Below are 23,581 nucleotides of genomic sequence, written 5' to 3' on the forward strand. Positions count from 1 at the left end.
GCGATGAAATTCACCCTCTCCTGGCTCCGCGATCATCTCGAGACCGAGGCGCCGCTTGCCCGCCTCACTGAGACCCTGTCTGCGATCGGGCTCGAGGTCGAAAGCATCGATGACCGCGCCGCGGCGCTGGCGCCGTTCCGCATCGCGCAGGTGATCGCGGCGGAGCCGCATCCGGACGCCGATCGCCTGCGCGCATGCCGGGTCGAGACCGGAATGGGGGCGCCGGTTTCGGTGGTTTGCGGTGCGCCAAACGCCCGGGCGGGCATGAAAACCGTCTTCGCGCCGCCCGGCAGCGTCATTCCGGGCACCGGGGTCACGCTGAAAACCGGCAAGATCCGCGGGGTCGAAAGCGCCGGGATGCTGCTTTCGCTCCGCGAGCTTGGGCTTGGCGAGGATCATGCCGGCATCGTCGAGCTGCCCGAAAGCGCGCCGGTCGGGGCGAGCTATGCCGGCTGGGCGGGGCTCGACGATCCGGTGATCGAGATCGCTGTCACCCCCAATCGTGGTGACGCGCTGGCCGTGCGCGGCATCGCCCGCGACCTCGCCGCTGCCGGATTGGGGCGGCTCAAGCCCTGGTCGGCGCCGCAGGTTGCAGCCGCTTTCAAAAGCCCGCTCGCCTGGCGGATCGACTGGCCGGAGGCCTGCCCCTACGTGCTCGGGCGGAGCTTTCGCGGCGTGCGTAATGGCCCGAGCCCGGATTGGCTGGCCGCGCGCCTGCGCGCAATTGGTCTCCGCCCGATCAACGCCCTTGTCGACATCACCAATTTCTTTACCTTCGATCTCGGCCGGCCGCTCCATGTCTTCGATATCAAAAAAATCCGCGGCCATGAGATGGTGATGCGCCGCGGCGCTGGCGAGACGCTGCGCGCGCTCAATAACCGCGAATATCGACTGGAGCGGGAGGATTGCGTGATCGCCGATGCCGCCGGTGTGCGCTCGCTCGCCGGGATCATGGGCGGGGTCGAGAGCGGCTGTGACGACGAGACCAGCGAGGTTTTCCTCGAATGTGCGCTGTTCGATCCGGTGCGGATCGGCCAGAGCGGGCGGCGGCATCAAATTCTTTCCGATGCAAGGAGCCGCTTCGAACGCGGCATCGACCCGGCGCTGCTGCCTGATGCGGTCGCGGCGGCGAGCCGGATGATCCTCGATCTCTGCGGCGGTGAGGCGAGCGAGGTCGTCTCCGCCGGCGCCGAGCCGCGCTGGCAGCGACAAGCGGCGCTGCGGTTTGCCCGGCTGCGTGAGCTCGGCGGGGTCGAGATCGCGCCCGAGACCGCGATCGCGCGGCTCGAAGGGCTCGGCTTCGCGCTTGTGGCGCGTGACACGGAGCGTGCGGTGTTCGCCGTTCCCGCTTGGCGCAACGACATCGCCGCACCCGGCACCCTCGATCTCGCGCCCGGAATCGCCGCCGATCGCGCCGCAAGCCTTGCCGACAGTGTCGCCGCGATCGCCCCCGAGGCCGATCTGATCGAGGAGGTGTTGCGGCTCGGCGGACTGGACGCGGTGCCGGCGGTCTCGCTGCCGCGGCTCGCCCCGCTCCCGCGGGCGAGCCTCAGCCCCGCTGGTGCGCGCGCAGCACTCGCGCGGCGGGTGCTGGCCGCGCGCGGTCTCGCAGAGTGCGTGAGTTTCGCCTTCATGGCGCGGCATGATGCGGCGCGGTTCGGCGAGACACCGGAGCGGCTGCGCCTTCTCAACCCCATCGCCGCTGATCTTGACCAGTTGCGCCCGACCCCGCTCGCGGTGCTCGCGCACGCGGCGGCCCGCAATCTTGCGCGTGGCGCCGAGCACGTCGCGATCTTCGAAATCGGCCCCGGATTCGCCGCCGATGGCGCGCGCGAGATCGCCGCCGGGCTTCGCGCCGGCGCCCCGCCACGCCATTGGGCGGTGCCGGCGCGCGCCTTCGATGCGTTCGATGCCAAGGCCGACGCGCTCGCGGTGCTGGCGGCGCTCGGTGTCGCGCCGGACTCTCTCTCGACCGTCGCCGAAGCGCCGGCGCATTACCATCCCGGCCGTGCCGCGATGCTCCGCCTCGGCCCGCGCGCGGTGCTCGCGGTCTTCGGCGAACTCCACCCCAACGTCACCGCCGCCCTCGACATTACCGGCGCGGCGGTGGCGTTCGAGATTTTTCTCGATGCCATCCCCGCCGCCAAGCGCCGCCGGCGCGCGCCGCCCGCGCTTTCGCCGCTGCAGCCGGTGCGTCGCGATTTCGCCTTCGTCGTCCGCGATGACGTGCCGGCGGACATGGTTTTGCGCGCCGCGCGCGCGGCGGAGCGAGACCTCATCGCCAGCGTCTCGTTGTTTGACGTCTATACTGGCGAGGGGTTGGCGGCGGGCGAGACGTCGCTTGCGATCGAAGTGGTGTGGCAGCCGCGCGAGCGAGCGCTGACGGATGCCGAGATCGAGGCGATGGCAGCACGCATCGTCGCCGCCGTCACCGCCGCGACCGGCGCGCGATTGCGGGGCTGATCCACGGGCGGCGCCGCGACCCGCGCGCCGCGATTGCATGCGTGCTGGCGTGGTGCGATGGTGAGGTGAGGGAGGAAAGCACGATGTTCGTTCGGGTTGGCGATCTTGTGACGCATGTCCAGGTTTCGGGTCCGGCCGGGGCGCCGGCGCTGGTTCTTCTCCACTCGCTCGGCACCTCGCTCCATGTCTGGGATGCGCAGGTGGATGCGCTGGCGCGCCGGTTTCGCGTCATTCGGCCGGATTTGCGCGGCCACGGCCTGACCACGGTCACGCAAGGCCCCTATCACATGGCAACGCTCGCGCGCGACGTGCTCGGCCTGCTCGATGCGCTGTCGGTCGCGAACGCCCATGTCGCCGGGCTCTCGATCGGCGGCCTGATCGCCCAAGCCATGGCCGAGATCGCGCCGCGGCGGGTCAAAACCCTCATTCTCTGCGACACCGCCATGGTCATCCCGCCGCCGTCGAACTGGCACGAGCGGGCGCGGCTGGTGCGCGAGGGCGGTATGGCGGCGAGCGCCGAGGCGGCGATGGCGCGTTGGGTGACGCCGGGTTTTCGCGACCAGCCGGCGGCGCTCGGCCTTCGCCAAATGCTGCTCCGGACCGATCCCGAAGGCTATGCCGGCGCCGCCGAAGCGATCGCGACCGCGGATTTCACCGCGATCACCCCGAAGCTCAAACTCCCCGCCCATGTCATCGTCGGCGCGCAGGACGAGGCAACCCCGGTCGCCAGCGCGAAGGCGCTGCAAGCGGCGCTCGGCGCCTCGCTCGCCATCATCCCCGATGCCGCCCATATCCCGACCATCGAGCACCCGCGCGCGGTCAGCGCCGAAATCGCCGCCTTTCTCCTCGCCAATACCGAAAGCGACACGTATGAAGCCGGGCTCCGCGTTCGCCGCGAGGTGCTCGGCGAGGCGCATGTCACGCGCGCGCTGGCGGCGGCAACCGAGTTCGACCGCGGCTTTCAGGAATTCATCACAAGGAGTGCCTGGGGCGGGGTCTGGGCGCGCGGCGATCTCGACCGGCGCACCCGCAGCCTGATCACCCTCGCCCTCCTCGCCGCCCTCGGCCAGCACGAGGAATTCCGCCTCCATCTCCGCGCGACGCGCAACACCGGCGCGAATGCCGAGGAGATCGCGCAAGCGATGCTGCATGTCGCGGTCTATGCCGGCGTGCCCGCGGCCAATGCCGCGATCCGTGAGGCGAAAACGGTGTTCAAAGAAATGGAGCAAAATCCATGAGCGACCCCGCGCCCTTCCGCCCGGCTGGTGCCGGCGCCCAGCCCGCCTATGACACGCCCTCTTACGCCAGCACCGCCAAACGCCACCCGAAAGCGCCCCTCCTTGCCGTCCCGACGACTCTGACCGAGGCCACCGGCCCGCGCTTCTTGCCCAGCCACTTCCCCGCGCTCGCCGATCTTTCGATGACCGCGGGCAAGCCCGCCCTCGGCGAGCGGATCATCGTCGAAGGAAGGGTTACGGACGAAGATGGGCGGCCGGTGCCCAACACCATGGTCGAAATCTGGCAGGCCAACGCCGCCGGCCGCTACGACCATCCAGGCGATCAGCACGACGCGCCGCTCGATCCTCATTTCCACGGCGAGGGGCGGGTTTTTACCGACGCCGAAGGGCGCTATCGCTTCGTCACCATCAAGCCCGGCGCCTATCCCTGGCGCAACCACCCCAATGCCTGGCGGCCGAACCATATCCATTTCTCGCTCTTTGGCAGCGGCTTCGCCCAGCGCCTGATCACCCAGATGTATTTCCCCGGCGATCCGCTGCTCGAGCTCGATCCGATCTATCACGCGGTCGCCGATCGTTACGCGCGCGAGCGGCTGATCGCGCGTTTTGACATCGCATTGACCGAGCCGGAGCGGGCGCTCGGTTATCGTTTCGACATCGTGCTGCGCGGGCGCGGCGCGACCCCGATGGAGACTGCCTGATGCCGACCGCGACCGCGAACCAGACCATCGGCCCTTACTGGCATCTGATCGAACATCCGGAATGGGCCGATCTCACCCGCTTTGGCGCGAGCGGCGCAGTGATCACGGTCACCGGGCGCGTCGTCGATGGCGACGGCGCGCCGGTGGCCGACGCCGCCATCGAGATCTGGCAGGCCGACCCGCCGGCGGACGCAACCTTCCCCGGCTTCGGCCGCGCGCGCTGCGATGAAGACGGGCGGTTTCAGTTCCGCACCCTCAAACCCGGCCCCGTCCGCGGCCGCGGCAACGCCTGGCAGGCGCCGCATCTGGCGCTCGCGCTGCATGCCCGCGGCGTGCTCAAACCGCTGTTCTCGCGCCTCTATTTCGCCGGCGATCCGCGCAACGAGAGCGACCCGCTGCTCACCGCCATCACCGATCCCGCGCGCCGTGCAACATTGATCGCTCAGGAGGCCGAACCAGGGCATTGGCATCTCGACATCCGCCTCCAGGGCCCCGGCGAGACGGTGTTTCTCGAGCTTTAGGGGGAAAAATGTTCTTTTTTGAAAAAAAGAACCAAAAAACTTTTGTCCGTTGGGTGGTGCCGCAGGCCCCGTCGCCATGGCGGTGAACCCCGCCGACAGCCCGATTTTCGGCACGCTTTATGGCGCCGAGACGATGCGGGCGGTGTTCGATGAGCGCGCACTGCTCCAGCGCATGCTCGATGCCGAGGCGGCGCTGGCCCGCGTCGAAGCGCGGCTCGGGCTGATCCCGGAGGCGGCGGCAGCAGCGATCACCAGCGTCGCGCGCGTCGAAGCGCTCGACCTCTCGGGCTTGCCGGCGAGCACGCGCAATGTCGGCTATCCCGTGGTTGGGCTGGTCGCCGCCCTCTCGCGCGCCGCCGGCGCCGAGGCCGGGCGCTGGACGCATTGGGGCGCGACGACGCAGGACATTCTCGATACTGCCGTCGCCCTTCAGGTCAAGGCGGGGCTCGCCCTGCTGCGGTCCGATCTGCTTCACCTGATCGCAGCCCTCGCCGAGCAGGCGCAAGCGCATCGCGCGACGGTGATGGCCGGGCGCACCCATTTGCAACACGCGCTGCCGATCACCTTCGGGCTCAAATGCGCGGTCTGGCTCGCACCGCTCATCGCCCATGTCGAACGGCTGGACCAGCTCCGCCCGCGTGTCGAGTTGGTGGAACTCGGCGGCGCGGCGGGAACGCTCGCCTCGCTCGGCGGTGAGGGACTCGCGGTGATGGCGGGCCTGGCCGAGGAGCTGGCGCTCGGCGTGCCGCCGCTTCCCTGGCATGTGCGTCGCGAGGGCCTGGCCGAGGCGGTGTCGTTCCTCGGCCTTCTCTGCGGCAGCCTCGGCAAGTTCGCAACCGACATCATCCTGCTCGCGCAAACCGAACTCGCCGAGGTCGCCGAGCCGCATGCGCCGGGGCGTGGCTCGTCTTCCACCATGCCGCAAAAGCGCAACCCGATCGCCGCCGAATATGTGCTCGCCGCGATGCGCGCGGTGCAGGCGCTGGTGCCGCTGATGCAGGGTGCGATGGCGCAGGATTTCGAACGCGCGACCGGCCCCTGGCAGGCTGAGCCGCTGGCGCTGCCGCAGGCTTTCGTTCTCACCCATGGCGCCGTTCGCCATGCGCTCTTCATCGCGGAAGGCATGGTGGTCGATCCCGCCAGGATGCGCGAAAACCTCGATGCCACCGGCGGGATGATCGTCGCGGAAGCGGTGATGATGGGGCTCGCGCCGCTGCTCGGGCGGGACGCCGCCCACCACGCCGTGCAAGCCGCCTGCGATCGCGCGCGCGAGGAAAAAATCCCGCTCGCCAAGGCGCTCGCGACCTTCCCCGAAATCACCGCGCGGCTCGATGCGACGGCGCTCGAAAAATTGACCGATCCCGCGAATTATCTCGGCAGCACCGCAGATTTCATCGACCGCGTGCTGACGGCGGCAAGGGCGCTCGGCACGTCCTCAGCGTCACCGCCGTGACGGGGCACGAGTGTGGCAAAAACGCAACATGTCGAGCGGTATTTTGCTGCATTGCACAAATTTCATTTGAAGCCAGGCCTGGCGGCGTTATATCTCGACCTGCGCGAGGCCATGCCTTGCGCTTTCTTGGACGTTTCCTCCCTAAACTTGGCGGCCTTTCCGGCCGCCATTTTTTTTTTGCGCAATCGCCGCCGCGGCGTAACGCGAGGGCTGGCCGCCGCCGGCGGTCTACAGGCTCATCAGGCTCGCATTGCCGCCGGCGGCGGCGGTGTTGATGCTGATGGCGCGTTCGCTCACCAACAGGTCGAGAGGATAGAGCCCGTCGCGCGGCACGATGATCGGGCGGATGGGGCCCTCCGCCGCCGCGACCGCCGCCGCGAGGCGCCGGAGGGTGTCTCGTGAGCCCTCGAACAGCAACGCATCGCAGTCTGCAATCGCGTCCTCGCCGGCGGGCGCGATCTCGGCGGCGATCGACGCGGGCAGGCCCGGGGGCAACAGCTCCGGGCGCTTGACCCGCGCCCGATTGCCGGTGGCGAGGCAGGCCGCGAGCTGGCGCAAGGCGCCGTCCGGCTCGTCGGCGTCGCAAAACACGCGGCCGCGCGGATCGAGGCGATAACGGTTCTGCTCCCCGACCGGGCCAGGAAGGTCGATCTGCAAACCGAAACGCGCCGGGCGCGCTTGCGCCAAACAAAGCGCCGCCGCCGCCTCTCGCCCCTGGGCGCGGAGCCAGTCGCAAAGCGCGGTGACGGCGGGCGCCGGCGAAGTGGCCGGGAGCCCCGTCTCAAGCGGGCAGGCCGAGAGAAGACGGCGCAGATAAAGCGGCCCGCCCGCCTTCGGCCCGGTGCCGGAGAGGCCGTGGCCGCCAAACGGCTGCACGCCGACAACCGCGCCGATCAGGTTGCGGTTGACGTAAATATTGCCCGCCTTCGCCTGCGCCGAAAGCCGCGCCACCACCTCGTCGAGGCGTGAGTGGACGCCGAACGTGAGGGCGTAGCCGGTGGCGTTGATGTCGCGCATCAAGGCGTCGATCGCATCGCGCCGGAAACGCAGGACATGGAGCACCGGGCCGAAGACCTCGCGCGTGAGCTGCGCCAAGCCGGTGATCTCGATGATCGTTGGAGGAACGAAGGTGCCATGAGAGCACGCATCGGGCAGCGGCAAGGAATGCACCGGCCGGCCGGCGGCGCGCATGGCCGCGATGTGCCGCAGAATGCCATCGCGCGCTTGCTCGGAAATCACCGGGCCGATATCGGTTGCGAGACGATCGGGATTCCCGACCGACACTTCCGCGAGCGCCCCCGTGAGCATGGAAAGGACGCGGTCGGCGATGTCCTCCTGCAGGCAAAGAACGCGCAGCGCCGAGCAACGCTGGCCGGCGCTATCGAAAGCCGAGGCGAGCACGTCCATCACCACCTGCTCGGCGAGGGCGGAGCTGTCGACGACCAAGGCGTTCTGCCCCCCGGTTTCGGCGATCAGCGGAATGGGCTCGCCATGGCCGCCCAGCCGGCCGGCGAGGTCGCGCTGAATGTTCCGTGCGACCTCGGTCGAGCCGGTGAACATCACGCCCTGCGTGCGCGGATCGGCGACAAGCCGCGCGCCAACCGCGCCATCGCCCGGGAGGTAGTGGAGGACGCCGCGCGGCACCCCGGCCGCGTGCAGCAGCCCGACGGCAAGGGAAGCGATCAGCGGCACCTCCTCCGCTGGTTTGGCCAGCACCGGGTTGCCCGCCGCGAGCGCGGCCGCCACTTGGCCGGTGAAGATGGCGAGCGGGAAGTTCCACGGCGAGATGCAGACAACCGGGCCGAGGGGGCGGTGCGCGGCGCCGAGGTCGCGGGCGCCTGCGGCGTAGTAGCGGAGAAAATCCACGGCCTCGCGCACCTCGCCGATCGCGTTGGGCAGGGATTTGCCGGCTTCACGCACAATCGGCGCCATCAGCGCGCCCATGCGCGCTTCCATGAGATCAGCGGCGCGGTCGAGGATCGCGGCGCGCTCGCGGGGGGGTGTTGCGGCCCAGGTACTGGCGGCGGCTTCGGCTTCGGCCAGCGCCGCGGCCATGACCGCCTCCGTCGCGTCCACGACCTCGCCCACCACATCCCGCCGATCGGCGGGATTGCGAACCTCGCGCGCCGGGCCCGCGGCCGCGCCGGCGCCGAGGCGCGGCGCGGCGCGGAGCGGCGCCGCACCCTTCTTCAAGGCGACCGCGAGCGCAGCGAGATGCTGCTCATTCGTAAGGTCGAGCCCCGCCGAGTTTTTGCGCGTTGGCGCAAACAGGTCGGAAGGCGCCGCGATGCGGTCGTGCGGCCGGCCGAGCGGCGCGAGGGCGCGGGCTTCCTCGACCGGGTTGCGCACCAAGGTCTCGACCGGCACCGCGGGGTCGTTGACGCGGTTGACGAAGGACGAATTCGCGCCGTTTTCCAACAGGCGGCGCACGAGATAGGCGAGCAGGGTCTCATAGGTGCCGACCGGCGCATAGATGCGGCATGGCCGGGCGAGGCCCTGCGGGTCGACCACTGTTTCATAGAGCGGCTCGCCCATGCCGTGCAGGCACTGGAACTCGTATTGGCCGGGCCGCCACGCCGCGGGATCCGCCATGGTGTAGATGGCGGCGACGGTTTGCGCATTGTGCGTCGCAAATTGCGGGAACACCGCCTCGGGTGCGGCGAGCAGCTTACGCGCACAGGCGAGATAGGAGACGTCGGTGTGGACCTTGCGCGTAAAGACCGGAAAGCCCTCCAGCCCCTCTTGCTGCGCCCGCTTGATTTCGCTGTCCCAATAGGCCCCCTTGACCAGGCGCACCATCATGCGCCGCCCGGTGCGGCGGGCGAGATCGACCACGAAATCGATCACGAACGGCGCGCGGCGCTGATAGGCCTGAATGACGAAGCCGACGCCGCCCCAGCCATTGAGCCGCTCGTCATGGCAAAGCGTTTCCAAGAGATCGAGCGAAAGGTCGAGACGGTCGGCCTCTTCCGCGTCGATATTGAGGCCGATATCGTAGCGGCGGGCGAGGGCGGCCAGGGTCGCCAGGCGCGCCTGCAACTCCGCCATCACCCGCGCGCGCTGAGCGCGCATATAACGCGGGTGCAAGGCCGAGAGCTTGACCGAGATGCCCGGCCCCGCGAGGAGTCCGCGCCCGGCCGCCGCCTGGCCGATGGCGTGGATGGCGTTCTCATAGTCGCCGAAATAGCGCGCCGCATCCGCCGCCGTGATCGCCGCCTCGCCGAGCATGTCATAGGAATAGCGGAAGCCCTTGGCCTCCAGGGCGCGGCTCCTGGCCAGTGCCTGCGCGATGGTCTGGCCGGTGACGAACTGCTCGCCCATCATGCGCATGGCGAGATCGACCCCGCGCCGGATCACCGGCTCGCCCGCGCGCGCGATCAGCCGGGTCAGCGCGGCGCCGAGGCCGGCCTCGCTGTGGGTGGCCGATAGCCGGCCGCTCACCACCAACCCCCAGGTCGCCGCGTTAACGAAAAGCGAGGGTGAGTGGCCGAGATGCGCACGCCAATCGCCGCCGCCGATCTTGTCGCGGATCAGCGCGTCACGCGTCGCCGTGTCCGGGATACGCAGCAGCGCTTCCGCGAGACACATCAGCGCGACACCCTCCTGTGAGGAGAGCGAAAATTCCTGCACCAGCGCTTCCACCCCGCCGCCGCGGTGATGGGCGCGGAGTTCTGCAACCAGGCGCCGGGCAAGAGCGCTTGCTGCGGCGTCCTGGGCGGGCGTGAGCGCTGCGGCCGCGATGAGCGGCCCAAGGCAGTCCTCCTCGGCGCGGCGGTAGGCTGCGGTGATCGCTGCCCGCAACGGCACTTCCGCGCGCAGATCGGCCGCAAAGGCCGCGAAAGGGGGTGGGGCGATGTTGTCAGCAGACATGGCAGCGTCACGCCTCTCGGCACACGGGAATTGTCTGGTCAAAATCTCCGTCGAAGAAGCATGACGAGGTCGGATCGCGCGTTCAAGAGGCAACGGGATCAGGGGCGCCGGCCAAACCTGCGGCGAGCGGCCTGGTCGTTTGCGGACGACTAACCCGGCGCCGGCGTCTTCGGAGAAAAATGGCACCAGGCGGCGGCAACGCAGCGCCAGCATTCCGGCTTGCGGGCGCGGCAGACATAGCGCCCGTGCAGGATCAGCCAGTGATGGGCGTCGGCCAGCCTCTCCGGCGGCAGGCGCTTGAGCAGTGCGTCCTCGACCGCCCGCGGCGTCTTGCCGGGGGCAAGGCCGGTGCGGTTGCTCACCCGGAAAATATGGGTATCGACCGCCATCGTCGGCTGGCCGAAGGCGACGTTGAGGACGACATTGGCGGTTTTGCGCCCAACCCCGGGCAGCGCCTCGAGGGCGGCGCGATCGGCCGGCACCTGCCCGCCATGGCGCTCGACGAGGAGGCGCGCGAGTTCGGCGAGGTGGCGCGCCTTGGCCTGCCACAGCCCGATCGAGCGGATGAAGCGGCCGATCTCGTCCGCGCCAAGGGCCGCCATCGCGCGCGCATCGGGGGCGGCGGCGAATAGGGCAGGGGTTGCGCGGTTGACGGCGGCGTCCGTCGTCTGCGCCGAGAGCACGACGGCGACCAGGAGGGTGAAGGGATCACGATACTGGAGTTCGGTGCGCGGGTTGGGATTGGCGCTGGCGATGGCGCCGATGAAGTGCCGCACCTCATCGGCGGAAAGCGGTTTGATCGCGCGCGCGGGCGCGGATTTTGGCGGCTTGGGCGTGATCTTCGGCATTCCCTGCTTGTCGCGCGGGCATTGCGGGATGACAAGCGCGGCGGAATGCCTATTCTTGAGGGAGTTTGTGGTTTCGGAGCGGCGAGATGAGTGAGAGGGTCACGGACGCGCCGATGTTCGAAGCGGTGATCGTGCCGCATCGCAGCCTGTCGCGGCGCGGTCTTGCCGGGCTGATCGTCGCCGTCGCCGGCGCCAGCGGGTTGACGGCGTTGCTGTTCTTTCTGCTCGGGGCGTGGCCGGTTGCGGGATTTAGCGGCGCCGAAATTCTCCTCGCCGTCATCCTGATCCGCGCCCATGCCCGGGTTGCGCGCGAGAGCGAGGTGGTGCTGCTCTCCGAGCGTCGGCTGCGCGTGATCCACACCGACCGTAAAGGCGGGCGGCGCGAGATGGCGCTCGATCCCTCCTGGCTCCGCGCCGAGTTGCAGGAACGCCCGGGGCGGGTGCCGGCGCTTTTGCTCGTCGGCGGGCGGCGGCGGCATGAAATCGCGGCACGGCTGGGGGAGGCGGAAAAACGCGACCTCGCCGCGGCGCTGGCCGAAGCGCTGCACGCCTGGCGCAACCCGCGTTTCGACAATCCGCAGCTCCGCGAGCCGGATTTTCGCACCGCGCTGCCGTGATCGGAGCCGCTCAGCCGCCGGTCATGCTCATATGGCGGGCGAGCGCGGGGCGGCGATGATCGCGGTCGATAATGAAATCATGGCCCTTGGGCTTGCGCGCGATCGCCGCCAGGATCGCGTCCGAAAGCGCGTCATCGCTCGTCTCGCGGCGTAAGACGGCGCGGAGATCGGCGGCATCCTCCTGGCCGAGGCACATAAACAGCGTGCCGGTGCAGGTCAGGCGCACGCGGTTGCAGGATTCGCAGAAATTATGCGTAAGCGGCGTGATGAAGCCGATCCGCCGGCCGGTTTCGCCGATCGTCTCATAGCGCGCCGGCCCGCCGGTGCGGTAATCGCTCGGCGTCAGCGTCCAGCGCCGGGCAAGCCGCGCGCGCACCAGCGACAGCGGCAGATATTGCGCCGTGCGGTCGCCCTCGATTTCGCCGAGCGGCATGGTCTCGATCAGGCAGAGGTCGAAGCCATGCTCGCCGCACCAAGCGATCATGGTATCGATTTCGTCCTCGTTCACCCCCTTGAGCGCGACCATGTTGATCTTGACCGCGAGACCGGCGGCCTTGGCGGCGAAGATGCCATCCAGCGTCCGCTCGATCCGGCCCCAGCGGGTGATGGCGGTGAAGGTCGCGGCGTTCAGCGTATCGAGGCTGACATTGATCCGCCGCACCCCGGCGGCGCGGAGCGGCTCGGCAAAGCGCGCGAGCTGGCTTGCGTTGGTGGTGAGGGTCAGCTCCTCGAGGCCGTGGCCGAGCCGTGCGCCGAGCGCGTCGATGAGGCGCATGACATCGCGCCGGACCAGCGGCTCGCCGCCGGTGATGCGGAGTTTGGTGACCCCGAGCGCGATGAAGGCGCCGCACAGCCGCTCCAACTCTTCGAGCGAGAGGATGTCCGCCTTCGGCAGGAAGGTCATGTCCTCCGCCATGCAATAGACGCAGCGAAAGTCGCAGCGGTCGGTGACCGATACGCGGAGATAGGTGATATCGCGGCCGAACGGATCGCGCATGTATCGCCAAATCCTTATATAACGCCCGACCCGCCACGGGCTTCGCCGGGCGGCAGCCGGTTTCCTCAAATTCGGCCGTGACGCGGCGCCGTGCAAGAGGGGGCCGGGGATATCGCGAAAATTAGTGCTCGTCCTCGGCGATGACGTCGAGCGGCACGCTGGCAATGTTCACCAGAATTTTGCCAATGTGCTCGAAATTGACCGTGACCCGATCGCCGATCGCGGATTGCACCTGGCCGATTCCCCATTCCGGCCGGGCAGGATTGCGGACCCATTGGCCGGGTTCGATCGGTGAGGTCTGGTCGGGCGCCATGGTGGCGCGGGTTATGCGCGCGCCGGGTGGACCTGTCGAGGCGTGGATGTTGAGGAGGCGTGATATGACAGCGAATGCGTCGTCCCTGCTATTGGCGGAATTGGTGGCGGCCCGGCTCTGCCATGATTTCAGTGGCTTGATCGGGACGCTGGGCGGCGCTTTGGAAAGCGTCGAGGGCGGGGCGACGGCCGAGGATGACGAGGCGCTCGAGATGGCGCGCGAGGCGGCGGCGGCGCTCGGCTTGCGGCTGCGCCTCTGGCGGGGGGCGTGGACGGGGCTGAGCGAAGAGATGACCATCCCCGATCTCTTCACTTTGCTCGCGGCCTCGCCGGCGGCGCGCCGGGTGCGGCTGGAGAGCGCCGGCATCCCCGAAGACGTCGCTTTCGCGCCCGAGGATGCGCGGGTGATCCTCAATGTTCTGATCCTCGCCGCCGAATCCGCCGGCGAGGGGGGCGGGGTTCTGCTTGCCGGGCAGCCGGACGGTGATCTCGCCGTCATGCTCGAGGGCCGGGCGGCGACCTGGCCGCCGGGTCTCGCCGCTTGGCTCGCCGATGACGCGGCGGCCCTGGCCGCGTGTGATCAGCCGCGCGTGATCCAAGGGGTGCTCACCGCCCTGATCGCCCGCGCCAGTGGCGCGAGCCTCTCGCTTTTGTTTGCAACGGGCCCTGGCGGTGGTCCGGCGCCGCTGTTGATCCGCCTGGCCGGCGTCTAGAGCAAGGTAGGTTTTGATTGAACCACCCTGTTCCATCAAAACCGGCCAACTTGCTCGCCAAAATAGGGGTAGAGCGTGATCGACTTAAACCGATCGCGCTCTAATACCAGCCAGCCGAAAGAATGACACGTCGCTTGAAGACGGTTGGCTGGTATCTTTTTGATGTTGCGCGCAGCCGCCACACCAACCCTGCGCGCATACCGGTCAGCGATTTCGCTGACCGGTATAACGGCGGGCTCAGCGCGCGGCGGCGAGCACGGCGCGGGTGGCGAGCGACGCGTAAGCCGCAAGGCTCAGCGCCTCCGCCGCCTCGTCTCGCGGCTGGAGCCAGCGCGGCGCCTCGTTCAGCATCGCAAATAGCGACAAGGCCAGCGGCGACAGCAGGGCGGCGGCGCACTGCGGCGCGGCGGCGGCCAGCGCCGTGCTGAACAAGGCGAGCAGCCAGCGTTCGCGGGTACGGAGATCCTCGCGCCGGGCCGCGGGGAGAAACCGCGCCGCCTCGCGCAACAGACGATGGCCGTTGGCAGCCGGCCCGGCGATGGTCGTGAGATAGCCGCCGGCGAGCGCCTCAAGCCGCGGGCGCGGCGCCAGGGTCTCGTCATCGGCCCGCTCGACGGCGGCGAGCAGCGCCACGAGATGCGAATCGAGGATGGCATAAAGCAGATCCTCCTTCGAGGAATAATAATTGCTGATGCCATTGGCGGTGACGCCGAGCGAGCGGGCGAGGCCGGCGAGGGAGGCGCGCTGATAGCCATCGCGCGCGAACAGCGCCGCCGCCTGCTCGCGGATCACCGCGCGGCGGGCGTCAAAGCCGGGGGCGCGGCGGCTTGGCAGGCGGTGATCGAGGGGAGGCATGTCGCGGTCGGGCATGGGCGATCATTACGCGACGGCCGATCTCTCGCAAGCGGGGGCAAGCGGGCGGTTGAAGGGGTGGGTTTTCCGCGCCTATGCTTGCCGCGCCTGTCAAGAAACGCCGCCATCACGAAACCAGCGAGGGAACGCCAATCCATGACCGATGCCGCACGGCCGCTCTACACCCACGCCCAGCTTCGCCGCCTCCTTGACCCGCAAAGCGTCGCCCTGGTCGGCGCGAGCGAACGCGCGGGGTCATTCGGCGACCGGGTGGCGAGCAATATGGCCGGGTTTCGCGGCCGCCTTCATCTGGTGAATGCCCGCTATCGGGAGATCGGCGGCAAGCCCTGCTATCCCTCGCTCGCCGCCCTGCCCGAGGTGCCGGATTGCGTCGTGAGCGCGGTCGCGCGCGAGGCGGTTGAGCCGGTGCTCGAAGAGGCCGCGTCGCTCGGCGTCGGCGGCGCCGTCGTCTTCGCCTCTGGCTACGCCGAGACCGCGAAACCCGGGCGCGCCGCCGAGCAGGCGCGGCTTCAGGCGCTGGCGCGCACGCGCGCGATGCCGATTATCGGCCCGAATTGTCTCGGCATCGTGAATTACCTCTCGGGCGCGGCGATGACGTTCTCGGCGGTGCCGCGCCAAGGGGAGGTCGCGCCGCACGCGGTCGGGATCATCAGCCAGTCGGGCGCGCTCGGCTTCGCGCTCGCGCTCGCCGTCGCTCACGGCACCGCGGTGAGCCATGTCCTGACCTCGGGCAATTCCTGCGACGTCGATATGGCCGATTATGTCGCCTATCTCGCCGACGACCCGGCCTGCCGCGCCATCGCCTGTCTCTTCGAAGGGATGGCCTCACCGCGCCGGCTGCTCGATGCAGCACGCCGCGCCGCCGAGCGCGGCAAGGTGGTGGTCGCGCACAAGATCGCGGTCGGCGAAAGCGGTGCGGCGGCGGCGCTTTCTCATACCGGCTCGCTCGCCGGCTCAGATGCCGCCTATCGCGCCGCCTTCGCCCGCGCCGGCATCGTCGTCGTCGATCAGTTCGAGGCTTTGATGGAAACCGCCGCGTTTTTCGCGAAGGCGCCGGCCCCGCGCGGCGCCGGCATCGCCGTCGTTGCGGCCTCTGGCGGGGCCGCGATCATGGCCGCCGACAAGGCCGAAATCCATGGCGTGCCGCTGCCGCAGCCAGCACCCGCAACCCGCGCCGTTCTCGAAGCGCGCATCCCCGAGTTCGGCTCGCCGCGCAACCCGTGTGACGTCACCGCGCAGGTGCTGACCGATCCCGAAAGCCTCAACGCCTGCGCCAAGGCGCTGCTCGACGACCCCGCCTATGCCGCGCTCGTGGTGCCCTCGGTCTATGCCTATGAGCCGGTGGTGCGGCGCATTCTGGCGTTCGATGCCTTGGCGGCGACGGCGGGGAAATTCGCCTGCACGATTTGGGTCAACGAGCATCTCGAAGGCCCCGGCGCGCGCGAGGCGGAGACCGCCGCTCATACCGCGCTGTTTCGCTCGACCGATCGCTGCTTCGCCGCCCTCGCCGCGTGGCTCGCGCGGCCGGCGGCGCCGCACGGGCTCACCCCGGCCGAGCGCTTGGTTCCGGCCGCGGTGCGCGATGAGGTCGCGGCCGCGCTGGCCAAGGAGGGGGGTGCGATCATCGGCGAGGCGCGGGCCAAGGCGCTGCTCGCGCGCTATGGCATTCCGGTGGTCGGCGAAGTGGGCGCTGATGACGCCGAGGGCGCGGTGGCGGCGGCCGAGCGGCTCGGCTTTCCGGTCGCCCTCAAGGTTGCGGCGCCCGATCTTGCGCACAAGACCGAGATCGGTGGGGTGCGGCTTGGTCTTCGCGATGCTGGGGCGGTGCGCGAAGCGGCGGCCGAGGTGCTGGCGGCGGCAAAGCGGGCGGGGGTTGGTGGCGCTGGGCTCCTGGTGCAGCGGATGATCCCGGCCGGGCTCGAAATCATGCTCGGGGCGCGCGTCGATCCGCTGTTCGGGCCGCTGGTCGTGGTCGGGCTCGGGGGTGTGTTCGTCGAATTGCTGCACGATAGCGTCGTCGATCTCGCGCCCGTTTCGCTGGCCGGGGCGCGCGCGATGCTCGAGCGGCTGCGCGGGGCAAGGCTGCTCGATGGGTTTCGCGGCGCGCCGGCAATCGATCGCGACCGGCTGGCTGCCATCATCGCGCGGTTTTCCGAATTCGCCGCCGACCATGCCGCGCATTATCGCGAAATCGATCTCAACCCGCTGATCGCCGCCGGGGGCGAGATCGTCGCGGTCGATGCGCTGATCGTCGCGAAAGCGGGCGGGTGAGCCGAATGGGGCGCGGATTTTTCCGCGGCATCGCCGCGCGCGGCCTTGACCGCACCGCGTGCCACGGTCATATCGAGGCTTTCTCCATGATCGCCCGCAGCTGCGGACCGGGCCCGGGCCGAAAAGATCGACATTTCGATCGATCCTCTGATATCGGTCGTGCCTCGGTCACCGGGATATGAAAGTGCCATGCCATGCCCCTTCCCCTGATGCCGAAAGCCACCGCCGTGTGGCTGATCGAAAAAACCGCCCTGACCTTTGAGCAGATCGCCGATTTCTGCGGCCTCCATCCGCTCGAAGTGCAGGCGATCGCCGATGGCGAGGTCGCGCAGGGGATCGTCGGTTACGATCCGGTCGCCAATCACCAAGTCACGCTCGAGGAGATCCGCCGCTGCGAGGCCGATCCCACGGCGCGGCTGACGCTTTTGCCGGTCAGCAACCCGGTGCCGCGCCGTGCCCGCGGGGCCCGTTACACGCCGGTTGCCAAGCGCAATGACCGCCCGGACGCGATCGCCTTCCTCTTGCGCAATTTCCCGCAACTCAGCGACGCGCAGATCAGCAAGCTGCTCGGCACCACCAAGGAGACCATCCACAAGGTGCGCGACCGCGCCCATTGGAACAGCGCCAATATCAAGCCGCGCGATCCGGTGATCCTTGGCCTTTGCAGCCAGACCGATCTGCACGCCATGGTGACGCAGGCCAATGAGCGCTTGGCGCGGGAAGGGCAAGCGGTGCCGCCGCCGCCCAGCCCCGAGCAGTTGCGAGAGGAAGACGAAGCCGCCTGAGCGACGCGCCTGCGTCGCTCGAAGATGGGGTCTGATTGGTGATTCTTGTCGGGGGTTTTAGTCGAGCGTCTCGCGCAAGCGCTCGATCTGCTCCTTGATTCGTAATTTCTCGAGCTTCAGACGCAACAGAGCATCGCTATCGGGTCGTGGACGATGATCTTCTTCGACGATACGCAACTCAAGATCAGCGTGGCGCTCCTTGAGGGCACCGAGGCGTCCATCCAGACTCATGTCGCACTCCTTATGCTTCCAAGCCACATGCTTCTAAGCCGCAGTGAGGAGGCTCGCGCAGCCTCCGCCGCGACCAATTAATCATAGCGCCATCGGGTGGCCGATTCCACCCCTGATTGCATGACGCGGGCGGCGGCCGGGCAGCGGCGGCGCGCGGGAAGGGCGTGGCGAGCGGGCGGCAAAGCATGATAAAAGGGCTTTCTAAGCGGGGCTGCCTTGCCGGCGCGGCGTTTGCGCCGCCCGGCGATTGGAGGTGAACAGGTGAATATGAGCCGATGATGAACGACCGCGATTCCCTGTTGCGCCAACTGCATGAACTGCGCAGCGAACATCGTGATCTCGACACCGTCATCGCCCTTCTGGTCAGCCAGACGGCGACCGACCAACTCCATCTGCTGCGGTTGAAAAAACGCAAACTGCTTCTAAAAGACGAAATCACCCGCCTTGAAAGCCGCCTCATTCCCGACCAGACGGCGTAACAAACCGCGAGAACATGATGATCGATAGTCCCGGCCCAACGCCCGCCGGCCTCGCCCCGAGCGGCGCGCTCGTTGGGGTGATCATGGGGAGCCAGTCGGACTGGCCGACACTCCGCCATGCGAGCGACACCTTGGCCGCGCTCGGCATCGCCCATGAATGCCGCATCGTCTCCGCCCATCGCACCCCGGACCGGCTCGCCGAATACGCGCGCACCGCGAGCGCGCGCGGCCTGCGGGTGATCATCGCCGGCGCCGGCGGGGCGGCGCATCTGCCCGGCATGGCCGCCGCCTGGACGGGGCTCCCGGTCCTCGGCGTGCCGATGGAATCGCAGGCGCTGAAGGGGCTCGATAGCCTGCTCTCGATCGTCCAAATGCCGGCCGGAATCCCGGTCGGAACCCTCGCCATCGGCCGCGCCGGGGCGGTGAACGCAGCCCTGCTCGCCGCCGCCATCCTCGCGCTCGGCGATGCTGGGCTCGCAGCCCGGCTCGCCGCGTTCCGCGCCGCGCAAACCGAAAGCGTCGCGACCGCGCCGGTCGACACGCCAGAAGGGACGTAAAGATAAATCATGGAAGAAAAGTTCTTTTTTGAAAAAAAGAACCAAAAAACTTTTGTCCCGCTGCCGCCCAACGCCACCATCGGCATCGTCGGTGGCGGCCAGCTTGGGCGGATGAGCGCACTCGCCGCCGCCCGGCTCGGCTATCGTTGCCATATCCTGACGCCGGAGGAGGACAGCCCGGCGGCGCAGGTTTCGGCGGCGGCGACGGTCGGCGATTACGAGGACCCAGCGGCGCTCCGCGCCTTCGCCAGCGCCGTCGATGTCATCACCTTCGAATTCGAGAATGTCAGCGCCGCCGGGCTCGAATTGCTGACATCATGCAAGCCGGTGCGCCCCGGCCCGCACGTCTTGCGGATCAGCCAGGACAGAATCGCGGAAAAAACCTTTCTCAATGAAGAGGCTGGTGTGGCGACCGCGCCCTTCGCGCCGATTGAAACGTTGGATGATCTCCGCGCCGCCGCCGCCCGGCTCGGCCTGCCGGCGATTTTGAAGACGACGAGGCTAGGCTATGACGGCAAGGGGCAGGCGCGGCTTGCCAGCGAGGCGGATCTCGCCCCGGCTTTCGCGCGGCTTTCGCCAAAACCGCTGATTCTCGAGGGGTTCGTTGATTTCGCGTGCGAAATCAGCGTCATCGTCGCGCGCGGGGACAACGGCGACAGCCGCGCTTTCGACGTGGTGGAAAACCGCCATCGCGACCATATCCTCGACCTCACCCTCGCCCCGGCGCCGATCGCACCCCAAACCGCCGCCGCCGCGAGAGCAATCGCGCTCCGGGTCGCAGACGCGCTCGATCTCGTCGGGCTGCTCGCGGTCGAGATGTTCGTTGACCGTGACGGGCGCGTGCTCGTCAATGAAATCGCGCCGCGGCCGCATAATTCCGGCCATTGGACCATCGATGCCTGCCCCGCGAGCCAGTTTGAGATGCATATTCGCGCGGTCGCCGGCTTGCCCTTGCCGCTGGCGGCGCGGCATTCGGACGCGGTGATGAAAAATCTCGTCGGCGCCGAGGAAACCGCGCTCTGGCCGCAGATTCTCGCGACCCAAGGCCTGATCCCGCATCTCTACGGGAAGAAAGAGGCCCGCCCGGGGCGAAAAATGGGCCACGTGACCCGGCTTTTCGCCAAGGGCGCGCTGCCCGGCGAGGCGGGGATCGCCTTGGCGCTCGGCCCGCTCGCGGGCGAGCGCTAGCGCCGGGATCAAAAGCCCCAGGCTAGGCCGAGGTGAAACCTGAGGTCGTTGAAATTCGCTTGCGGCACGCGCGAGTCCGGAAAACCGGCGAATTCGACGGGGCCGCGTTCCAGCGTGGCGTTGGTATAATCGACGCCGCCATAGAGATGGATGTTGCGATAGACCAGATAGTCAAGGCCAATGCCGGCCTGCCAGAGCGGGCCATCGCCATAGCCGAAATTATAGTTGGCCGGGGTGTTGAGATTGCCGCCCACGGTCTCGGCCCAGCCTAGCCGGCCGGTCACGACCAGACGTTCGGTGAGCGCGTAATCGCCGCGCAGGCCAAGGCCGACGAAGCCGTTAGTGGTGGTGTTGGTCGCGTTGAAGGCGCTCGATTGGAGGTCCATGTAGCCGCCCTGGATAAACGGCGTGAGTAGAAATCTGTCGGTGATCAGAACGCCCTTGCCGAGTTCGACATCGAGATCCTCATTCTGGCGGTTATAGCTGCCGTTGTAAGGCGGCGTGGGGCCGACGGAGCTGGTCCCGTTCGTGTAACTGAATCGCACCGCGGCATAGACATTGCTGATGCCCCAGAGATCCTTCATCACGCTGGCCTTGGCATCCAGCCCCGGCTCCCAGCCCGAGAGTTCCGGCGACGGCCCATTTGCGGGGAGATACCGATCTTGCTGGTTTTGCAGCATGACATCGGCGGCGAGGCCGATTTCGTTATTGACGTTGACCACCGGCAAGCTCTGCGCCCGTGCCGCGAGCGGCAGGGAAATGGCGGCGAAAATGACGGCGTACGCCTTCACGCGGCGAGAGACAGACATCGGAGACCTTTCCACGGGAGATCTTTCGGCAATGACGGTGCGGGGACGACGGTCACTCACGGTAACAGCCTGATTTGGCCGCGGGCAAGGGAGAAAAATCGTGCCGCTTCAGTCTTGTCGCTCGAGCCGGCGGCGGAGCGATAGGAGATCGGCCCAGGCGTCGCGCTTCGCACCGGGCGTGCGCAGCAGATAAGCCGGGTGGTAGGTCGCGAGCGCGGGGATGGGGGCGAGAAGGCCGGGGATTTCGATCTCGCGCCAGGTGCCACGCAGCCGGGTGATGCCGGCGCTGCCGCCGAGCAGCGCTTTCGCCGCAAGCCCGCCGAGCAGAAGCAAAAGCTTGGGCCTTACCAGCGCGATCTGGCGATGGAGGAAGGGAAGACACAGCATCACCTCGGCATCGGTCGGGCTGCGGTTGCCGGGCGGGCGCCAGGGGATCAGGTTGGTGATCAGATAATGGTCGCGGTCGAGCCCGATGCTCGCCAGCATGCGGTCGAGCAACTGGCCGGAGGGGCCGACAAAGGGCTTGCCGATGCGGTCTTCCTCGGCGCCCGGGGCTTCGCCGATCAGCATCAAGCCGGCGGCGGGGTTGCCGTCATTGAACACCAGGTTGGTCGCGGTTTCACTGAGGCTGCAGCCATCGAACGCGGCGAGCGCGGCGCGCAATTCATCGAGCGAATGACACGCGGCGGCGAGCGCGGCGGCCCGCGCGGCCGCCGGCGGCAGAACGCCGCTCGCGGGTGCGGCCGGTCGGGGAATTGCCGGCGACGCGGGCTCGGGCGCGGCCGGGGAGGGCGCGAAATGATCGTGGGGCGTCTCGGCCAGCGCCTCATCGGCGCCCCATTCGAGTTGCAGCCGCAGCGCGGCGGTGAGCGCCGTTCGAAGATCCATGCCGGCATTTTGCACAGCCAGCGCCGATCGGCTACACTTTCCCCAGCAGAAAGGAAGATGACGTATGGGTGAGGAAGATATCGCGCGTGAGAGAATGGATTTCGATGTCGTCATCGTCGGCGGCGGCCCCGCCGGATTGGCGGCGGCGATCCGCCTCAAGCAGCTTGCCCCCGAGGCGGCGATCTGTCTGGTCGAAAAAGGCAGCGAAATCGGCGCCCATATCCTCTCCGGCGCGGTGATCGAGCCGCGAGCGCTCGCCGAGCTGATCCCAGACTGGCAGGCAGAGGGCGCGCCGCTCGTGACCCCAGCCGGCGATGACCGGTTTCTGTTTCTGACCGCTCGCCGTGCGCTCCGTCTGCCGACCCCGCCGCAAATGCACAATAGTGGCAATTTCGTCGCGAGCCTCGGCGATCTCTGCCGCTGGCTCGCCGCCCGCGCCGAGGCGCTCGGGGTCGAGATCTATCCCGGCTTTCCCGCCGCCGCCCTGATCGAGGAGGAGGGGCGCATCGCCGGGGTCATCACCGGTGACATGGGTGTAACCAAATCCGGCGAAAAAGGGCCGAATTATCAGCCGGGGATGGAGCTGCGCGCGGCCTACACCGTGCTCGCCGAGGGTTGCCGCGGCTCGCTCAGCAAACAGGCGATCGCGCGTTTCGGCCTTAGCGAGGGGGTCGATCCGCCGACCTTCGCGATCGGGGTCAAGGAATTATGGGAGGTGCCGGCGGAAAACCATCGCCCCGGCGAGATCACCCACACCATCGGCTGGCCCCTTGACCGAAGCAGCTATGGCGGCTCGTTCCTCTATCATTTCGGCGCCAATCTCATCTCCTATGGCTTCGTCGTCGGGCTCGATTATCGCAATCCCTGGCTCTCGCCGTTCGAGGAGATGCAGCGGCTCAAAACCCATCCGGCGATGGTCGGGCATTTCGCCGGCGGGCGGCGGATCAGCTATGGCGCGCGCGCACTGGTCGAGGGCGGGCTGCAATCCCTGCCCAAGCTCGTTTTCCCCGGCGGGATCCTGATCGGCGACAGTGCCGGCTTCCTCAACGTGCCCAAGATCAAGGGCACGCATATGGCGATGAAATCCGGCATGGTGGCGGCCGAGGCGCTGGCGGAGGCGCTGGCCGGCGACCGCCCGGCGGCGCTCGCGCGCTACCCCGAGCGGCTCCGCGCGAGCTGGCTTTGGGAAGAATTGCGGGGAGCCCGCAATATCCGCCCCGGTTTCGCCCGCTTCGGCCTGTGGGGCGGGCTCGTCAACGCGGCGCTCGATACCTACGTGCTGCGCGGCCGGGCGCCATGGACGCTGCACCACCCCCACCCCGATCACGCAACGCTGCTTCCCGCCGATCAGGCGCCGCGCATCGCCTATCCGAAGCCGGACGGAAAGCTCACCTTCGACCGCCTCGCTTCGGTTTTCATCAGCAACACCAATCACGAGGAAGACCAGCCGGCGCATCTCAAGCTTCGTGAGCCAGAGCGTTGGCAAGCCGTCAATTGGCAGCGCTTTGCTGCACCCGAGAGCCGCTATTGCCCGGCCGGCGTCTATGAAGCGGTCGGGGTCGAGGAGGGCGCGCCACGCCTTCAGATCAACGCCCAAAACTGCGTCCACTGCAAGACCTGCGACATCAAGGATCCCACCCAGAACATCGACTGGTGCACGCCAGAGGGCGGCGGCGGCCCGAATTATCCGAGCGGGATGTAGCGCGGGCGGCTTTGCCCGCTTGACGGCATGTCGGCTGCCGATTAGATGCGAATAAATCGCAATTG

At 68.4% G+C, this 23,581-nt stretch carries 21 protein-coding genes; 13 read left to right on the plus strand and 8 right to left on the minus strand.

Translation table 11 applies throughout. From position 1 onward, the window contains the following. Positions 1 to 3: 3 nt before the first annotated feature. The 5 genes from pheT to DEF76_RS06560 all read left to right on the plus strand — a co-directional run bounded on the left by pheT (position 4) and on the right by DEF76_RS06560 (position 6,376). Positions 4 to 2,463 carry a phenylalanine--tRNA ligase subunit beta gene (pheT, locus tag DEF76_RS06540; protein ID WP_114911640.1) on the plus strand — a complete coding sequence of 820 codons (2,460 nt, stop codon included), beginning with the start codon at positions 4 to 6 and terminating at the stop codon, positions 2,461 to 2,463. Between the two features lie 83 nt (positions 2,464 to 2,546). Continuing rightward, entirely contained in the window at positions 2,547 to 3,701 is a 1,155-nt protein-coding gene (pcaDC, locus tag DEF76_RS06545) for a bifunctional 3-oxoadipate enol-lactonase/4-carboxymuconolactone decarboxylase PcaDC (RefSeq protein ID WP_114911641.1), read from the plus strand. Next, positions 3,698 to 4,402, plus strand: coding sequence for a protocatechuate 3,4-dioxygenase subunit beta (gene pcaH / locus DEF76_RS06550; RefSeq protein ID WP_114911642.1), 705 nt, complete (start codon positions 3,698 to 3,700; stop codon positions 4,400 to 4,402). Before pcaDC ends, pcaH begins: the two co-directional genes overlap by 4 nt. Continuing rightward, positions 4,402 to 4,923 carry a protocatechuate 3,4-dioxygenase subunit alpha gene (gene pcaG / locus DEF76_RS06555; RefSeq protein ID WP_114911643.1) on the plus strand — a complete coding sequence of 174 codons (522 nt, stop codon included), beginning with the start codon at positions 4,402 to 4,404 and terminating at the stop codon, positions 4,921 to 4,923. Before pcaH ends, pcaG begins: the two co-directional genes overlap by 1 nt. Before the next feature lie 76 nt (positions 4,924 to 4,999). Further along, complete coding sequence (locus DEF76_RS06560) at positions 5,000 to 6,376, plus strand: class-II fumarase/aspartase family protein (protein ID WP_114911644.1); 1,377 nt, start codon at positions 5,000 to 5,002, stop codon at positions 6,374 to 6,376. A gap of 228 nt (positions 6,377 to 6,604) precedes the next feature. Here the strand turns inward: DEF76_RS06560 and putA are convergent, their stop codons facing one another. Together putA and nth are read right to left on the minus strand one after the other, a co-directional pair. Then, positions 6,605 to 10,339, minus strand: a complete 3,735-nt coding sequence (putA, locus tag DEF76_RS06565) for a trifunctional transcriptional regulator/proline dehydrogenase/L-glutamate gamma-semialdehyde dehydrogenase (protein ID WP_456303857.1) — start codon at positions 10,337 to 10,339, stop codon at positions 6,605 to 6,607. Positions 10,340 to 10,395: 56 nt separating this feature from the next. Beyond that, the gene (nth, locus tag DEF76_RS06570; protein ID WP_114911646.1) at positions 10,396 to 11,094 is read right to left on the minus strand and encodes an endonuclease III; all 699 of its coding nucleotides are present in this window, start codon (positions 11,092 to 11,094) and stop codon (positions 10,396 to 10,398) included. A gap of 86 nt (positions 11,095 to 11,180) precedes the next feature. On the opposite strand from nth, the gene DEF76_RS06575 reads away from it, so the two are divergent. After that, a complete protein-coding gene (locus DEF76_RS06575; RefSeq protein ID WP_114911647.1) occupies positions 11,181 to 11,711 on the plus strand; it encodes a DUF2244 domain-containing protein in 531 nt (176 codons plus the stop codon). Between the two features lie 10 nt (positions 11,712 to 11,721). Here DEF76_RS06575 and moaA read toward each other — a convergent pair whose 3' ends face one another. Together moaA and DEF76_RS06585 are read right to left on the minus strand one after the other, a co-directional pair. Further along, positions 11,722 to 12,708, minus strand: coding sequence for a GTP 3',8-cyclase MoaA (gene moaA, locus DEF76_RS06580; RefSeq protein ID WP_114911648.1), 987 nt, complete (start codon positions 12,706 to 12,708; stop codon positions 11,722 to 11,724). Between the two features lie 121 nt (positions 12,709 to 12,829). Further along, a complete protein-coding gene (locus DEF76_RS06585; protein WP_114913719.1) occupies positions 12,830 to 13,021 on the minus strand; it encodes a DUF3553 domain-containing protein in 192 nt (63 codons plus the stop codon). A 64-nt stretch (positions 13,022 to 13,085) separates the two neighbouring features. Here DEF76_RS06585 and DEF76_RS06590 point away from each other — a divergent pair, with 64 nt between their 5' ends. Next, positions 13,086 to 13,733, plus strand: coding sequence for a histidine phosphotransferase family protein (locus DEF76_RS06590; RefSeq protein ID WP_162800516.1), 648 nt, complete (start codon positions 13,086 to 13,088; stop codon positions 13,731 to 13,733). Positions 13,734 to 13,970: 237 nt separating this feature from the next. Here DEF76_RS06590 and DEF76_RS06595 read toward each other — a convergent pair whose 3' ends face one another. Continuing rightward, positions 13,971 to 14,603: a TetR/AcrR family transcriptional regulator gene (locus DEF76_RS06595; protein WP_114911650.1), complete on the minus strand. Its 633-nt coding sequence runs from the start codon at positions 14,601 to 14,603 to the stop codon at positions 13,971 to 13,973. Positions 14,604 to 14,741: 138 nt separating this feature from the next. Between DEF76_RS06595 and DEF76_RS06600 the strand changes: the two genes are divergently transcribed. Continuing rightward, positions 14,742 to 16,877 carry an acetate--CoA ligase family protein gene (locus DEF76_RS06600; protein ID WP_114911651.1) on the plus strand — a complete coding sequence of 712 codons (2,136 nt, stop codon included), beginning with the start codon at positions 14,742 to 14,744 and terminating at the stop codon, positions 16,875 to 16,877. A 194-nt stretch (positions 16,878 to 17,071) separates the two neighbouring features. Continuing rightward, the gene (locus DEF76_RS06605; protein WP_240319128.1) at positions 17,072 to 17,662 is read left to right on the plus strand and encodes a DUF1013 domain-containing protein; all 591 of its coding nucleotides are present in this window, start codon (positions 17,072 to 17,074) and stop codon (positions 17,660 to 17,662) included. Between the two features lie 57 nt (positions 17,663 to 17,719). Here the strand turns inward: DEF76_RS06605 and DEF76_RS06610 are convergent, their stop codons facing one another. Further along, positions 17,720 to 17,893, minus strand: a complete 174-nt coding sequence (locus DEF76_RS06610; protein WP_114911653.1) for a DUF465 domain-containing protein — start codon at positions 17,891 to 17,893, stop codon at positions 17,720 to 17,722. 275 nt (positions 17,894 to 18,168) lie between these two features. Here DEF76_RS06610 and DEF76_RS06615 point away from each other — a divergent pair, with 275 nt between their 5' ends. Genes DEF76_RS06615 through DEF76_RS06625 form a run of 3 tightly spaced genes read left to right on the plus strand, consistent with a single transcriptional unit; the run spans position 18,169 to position 20,117 of the window. Further along, entirely contained in the window at positions 18,169 to 18,372 is a 204-nt protein-coding gene (locus DEF76_RS06615) for a YdcH family protein (RefSeq protein ID WP_114911654.1), read from the plus strand. Between the two features lie 14 nt (positions 18,373 to 18,386). Continuing rightward, positions 18,387 to 18,929, plus strand: a complete 543-nt coding sequence (purE, locus tag DEF76_RS06620) for a 5-(carboxyamino)imidazole ribonucleotide mutase (protein ID WP_456303858.1) — start codon at positions 18,387 to 18,389, stop codon at positions 18,927 to 18,929. A 9-nt stretch (positions 18,930 to 18,938) separates the two neighbouring features. Continuing rightward, a complete protein-coding gene (locus tag DEF76_RS06625; RefSeq protein ID WP_114911655.1) occupies positions 18,939 to 20,117 on the plus strand; it encodes a 5-(carboxyamino)imidazole ribonucleotide synthase in 1,179 nt (392 codons plus the stop codon). A gap of 8 nt (positions 20,118 to 20,125) precedes the next feature. Here the strand turns inward: DEF76_RS06625 and DEF76_RS06630 are convergent, their stop codons facing one another. Together DEF76_RS06630 and DEF76_RS06635 are read right to left on the minus strand one after the other, a co-directional pair. After that, complete coding sequence (locus tag DEF76_RS06630; RefSeq protein WP_114911656.1) at positions 20,126 to 20,926, minus strand: autotransporter domain-containing protein; 801 nt, start codon at positions 20,924 to 20,926, stop codon at positions 20,126 to 20,128. A gap of 108 nt (positions 20,927 to 21,034) precedes the next feature. Further along, positions 21,035 to 21,814, minus strand: a complete 780-nt coding sequence (locus DEF76_RS06635; protein ID WP_114913721.1) for a uracil-DNA glycosylase — start codon at positions 21,812 to 21,814, stop codon at positions 21,035 to 21,037. Between the two features lie 64 nt (positions 21,815 to 21,878). Between DEF76_RS06635 and DEF76_RS06640 the strand changes: the two genes are divergently transcribed. Then, positions 21,879 to 23,516 (plus strand): electron transfer flavoprotein-ubiquinone oxidoreductase, encoded by a 1,638-nt coding sequence (locus tag DEF76_RS06640; RefSeq protein WP_240319129.1) that lies wholly within the window; start codon positions 21,879 to 21,881, stop codon positions 23,514 to 23,516. Positions 23,517 to 23,581 lie beyond the last annotated feature (65 nt).

The organism is Acidibrevibacterium fodinaquatile, from assembly GCF_003352165.1.
Classification (GTDB): domain Bacteria; phylum Pseudomonadota; class Alphaproteobacteria; order Acetobacterales; family Acetobacteraceae; genus Acidibrevibacterium; species Acidibrevibacterium fodinaquatile.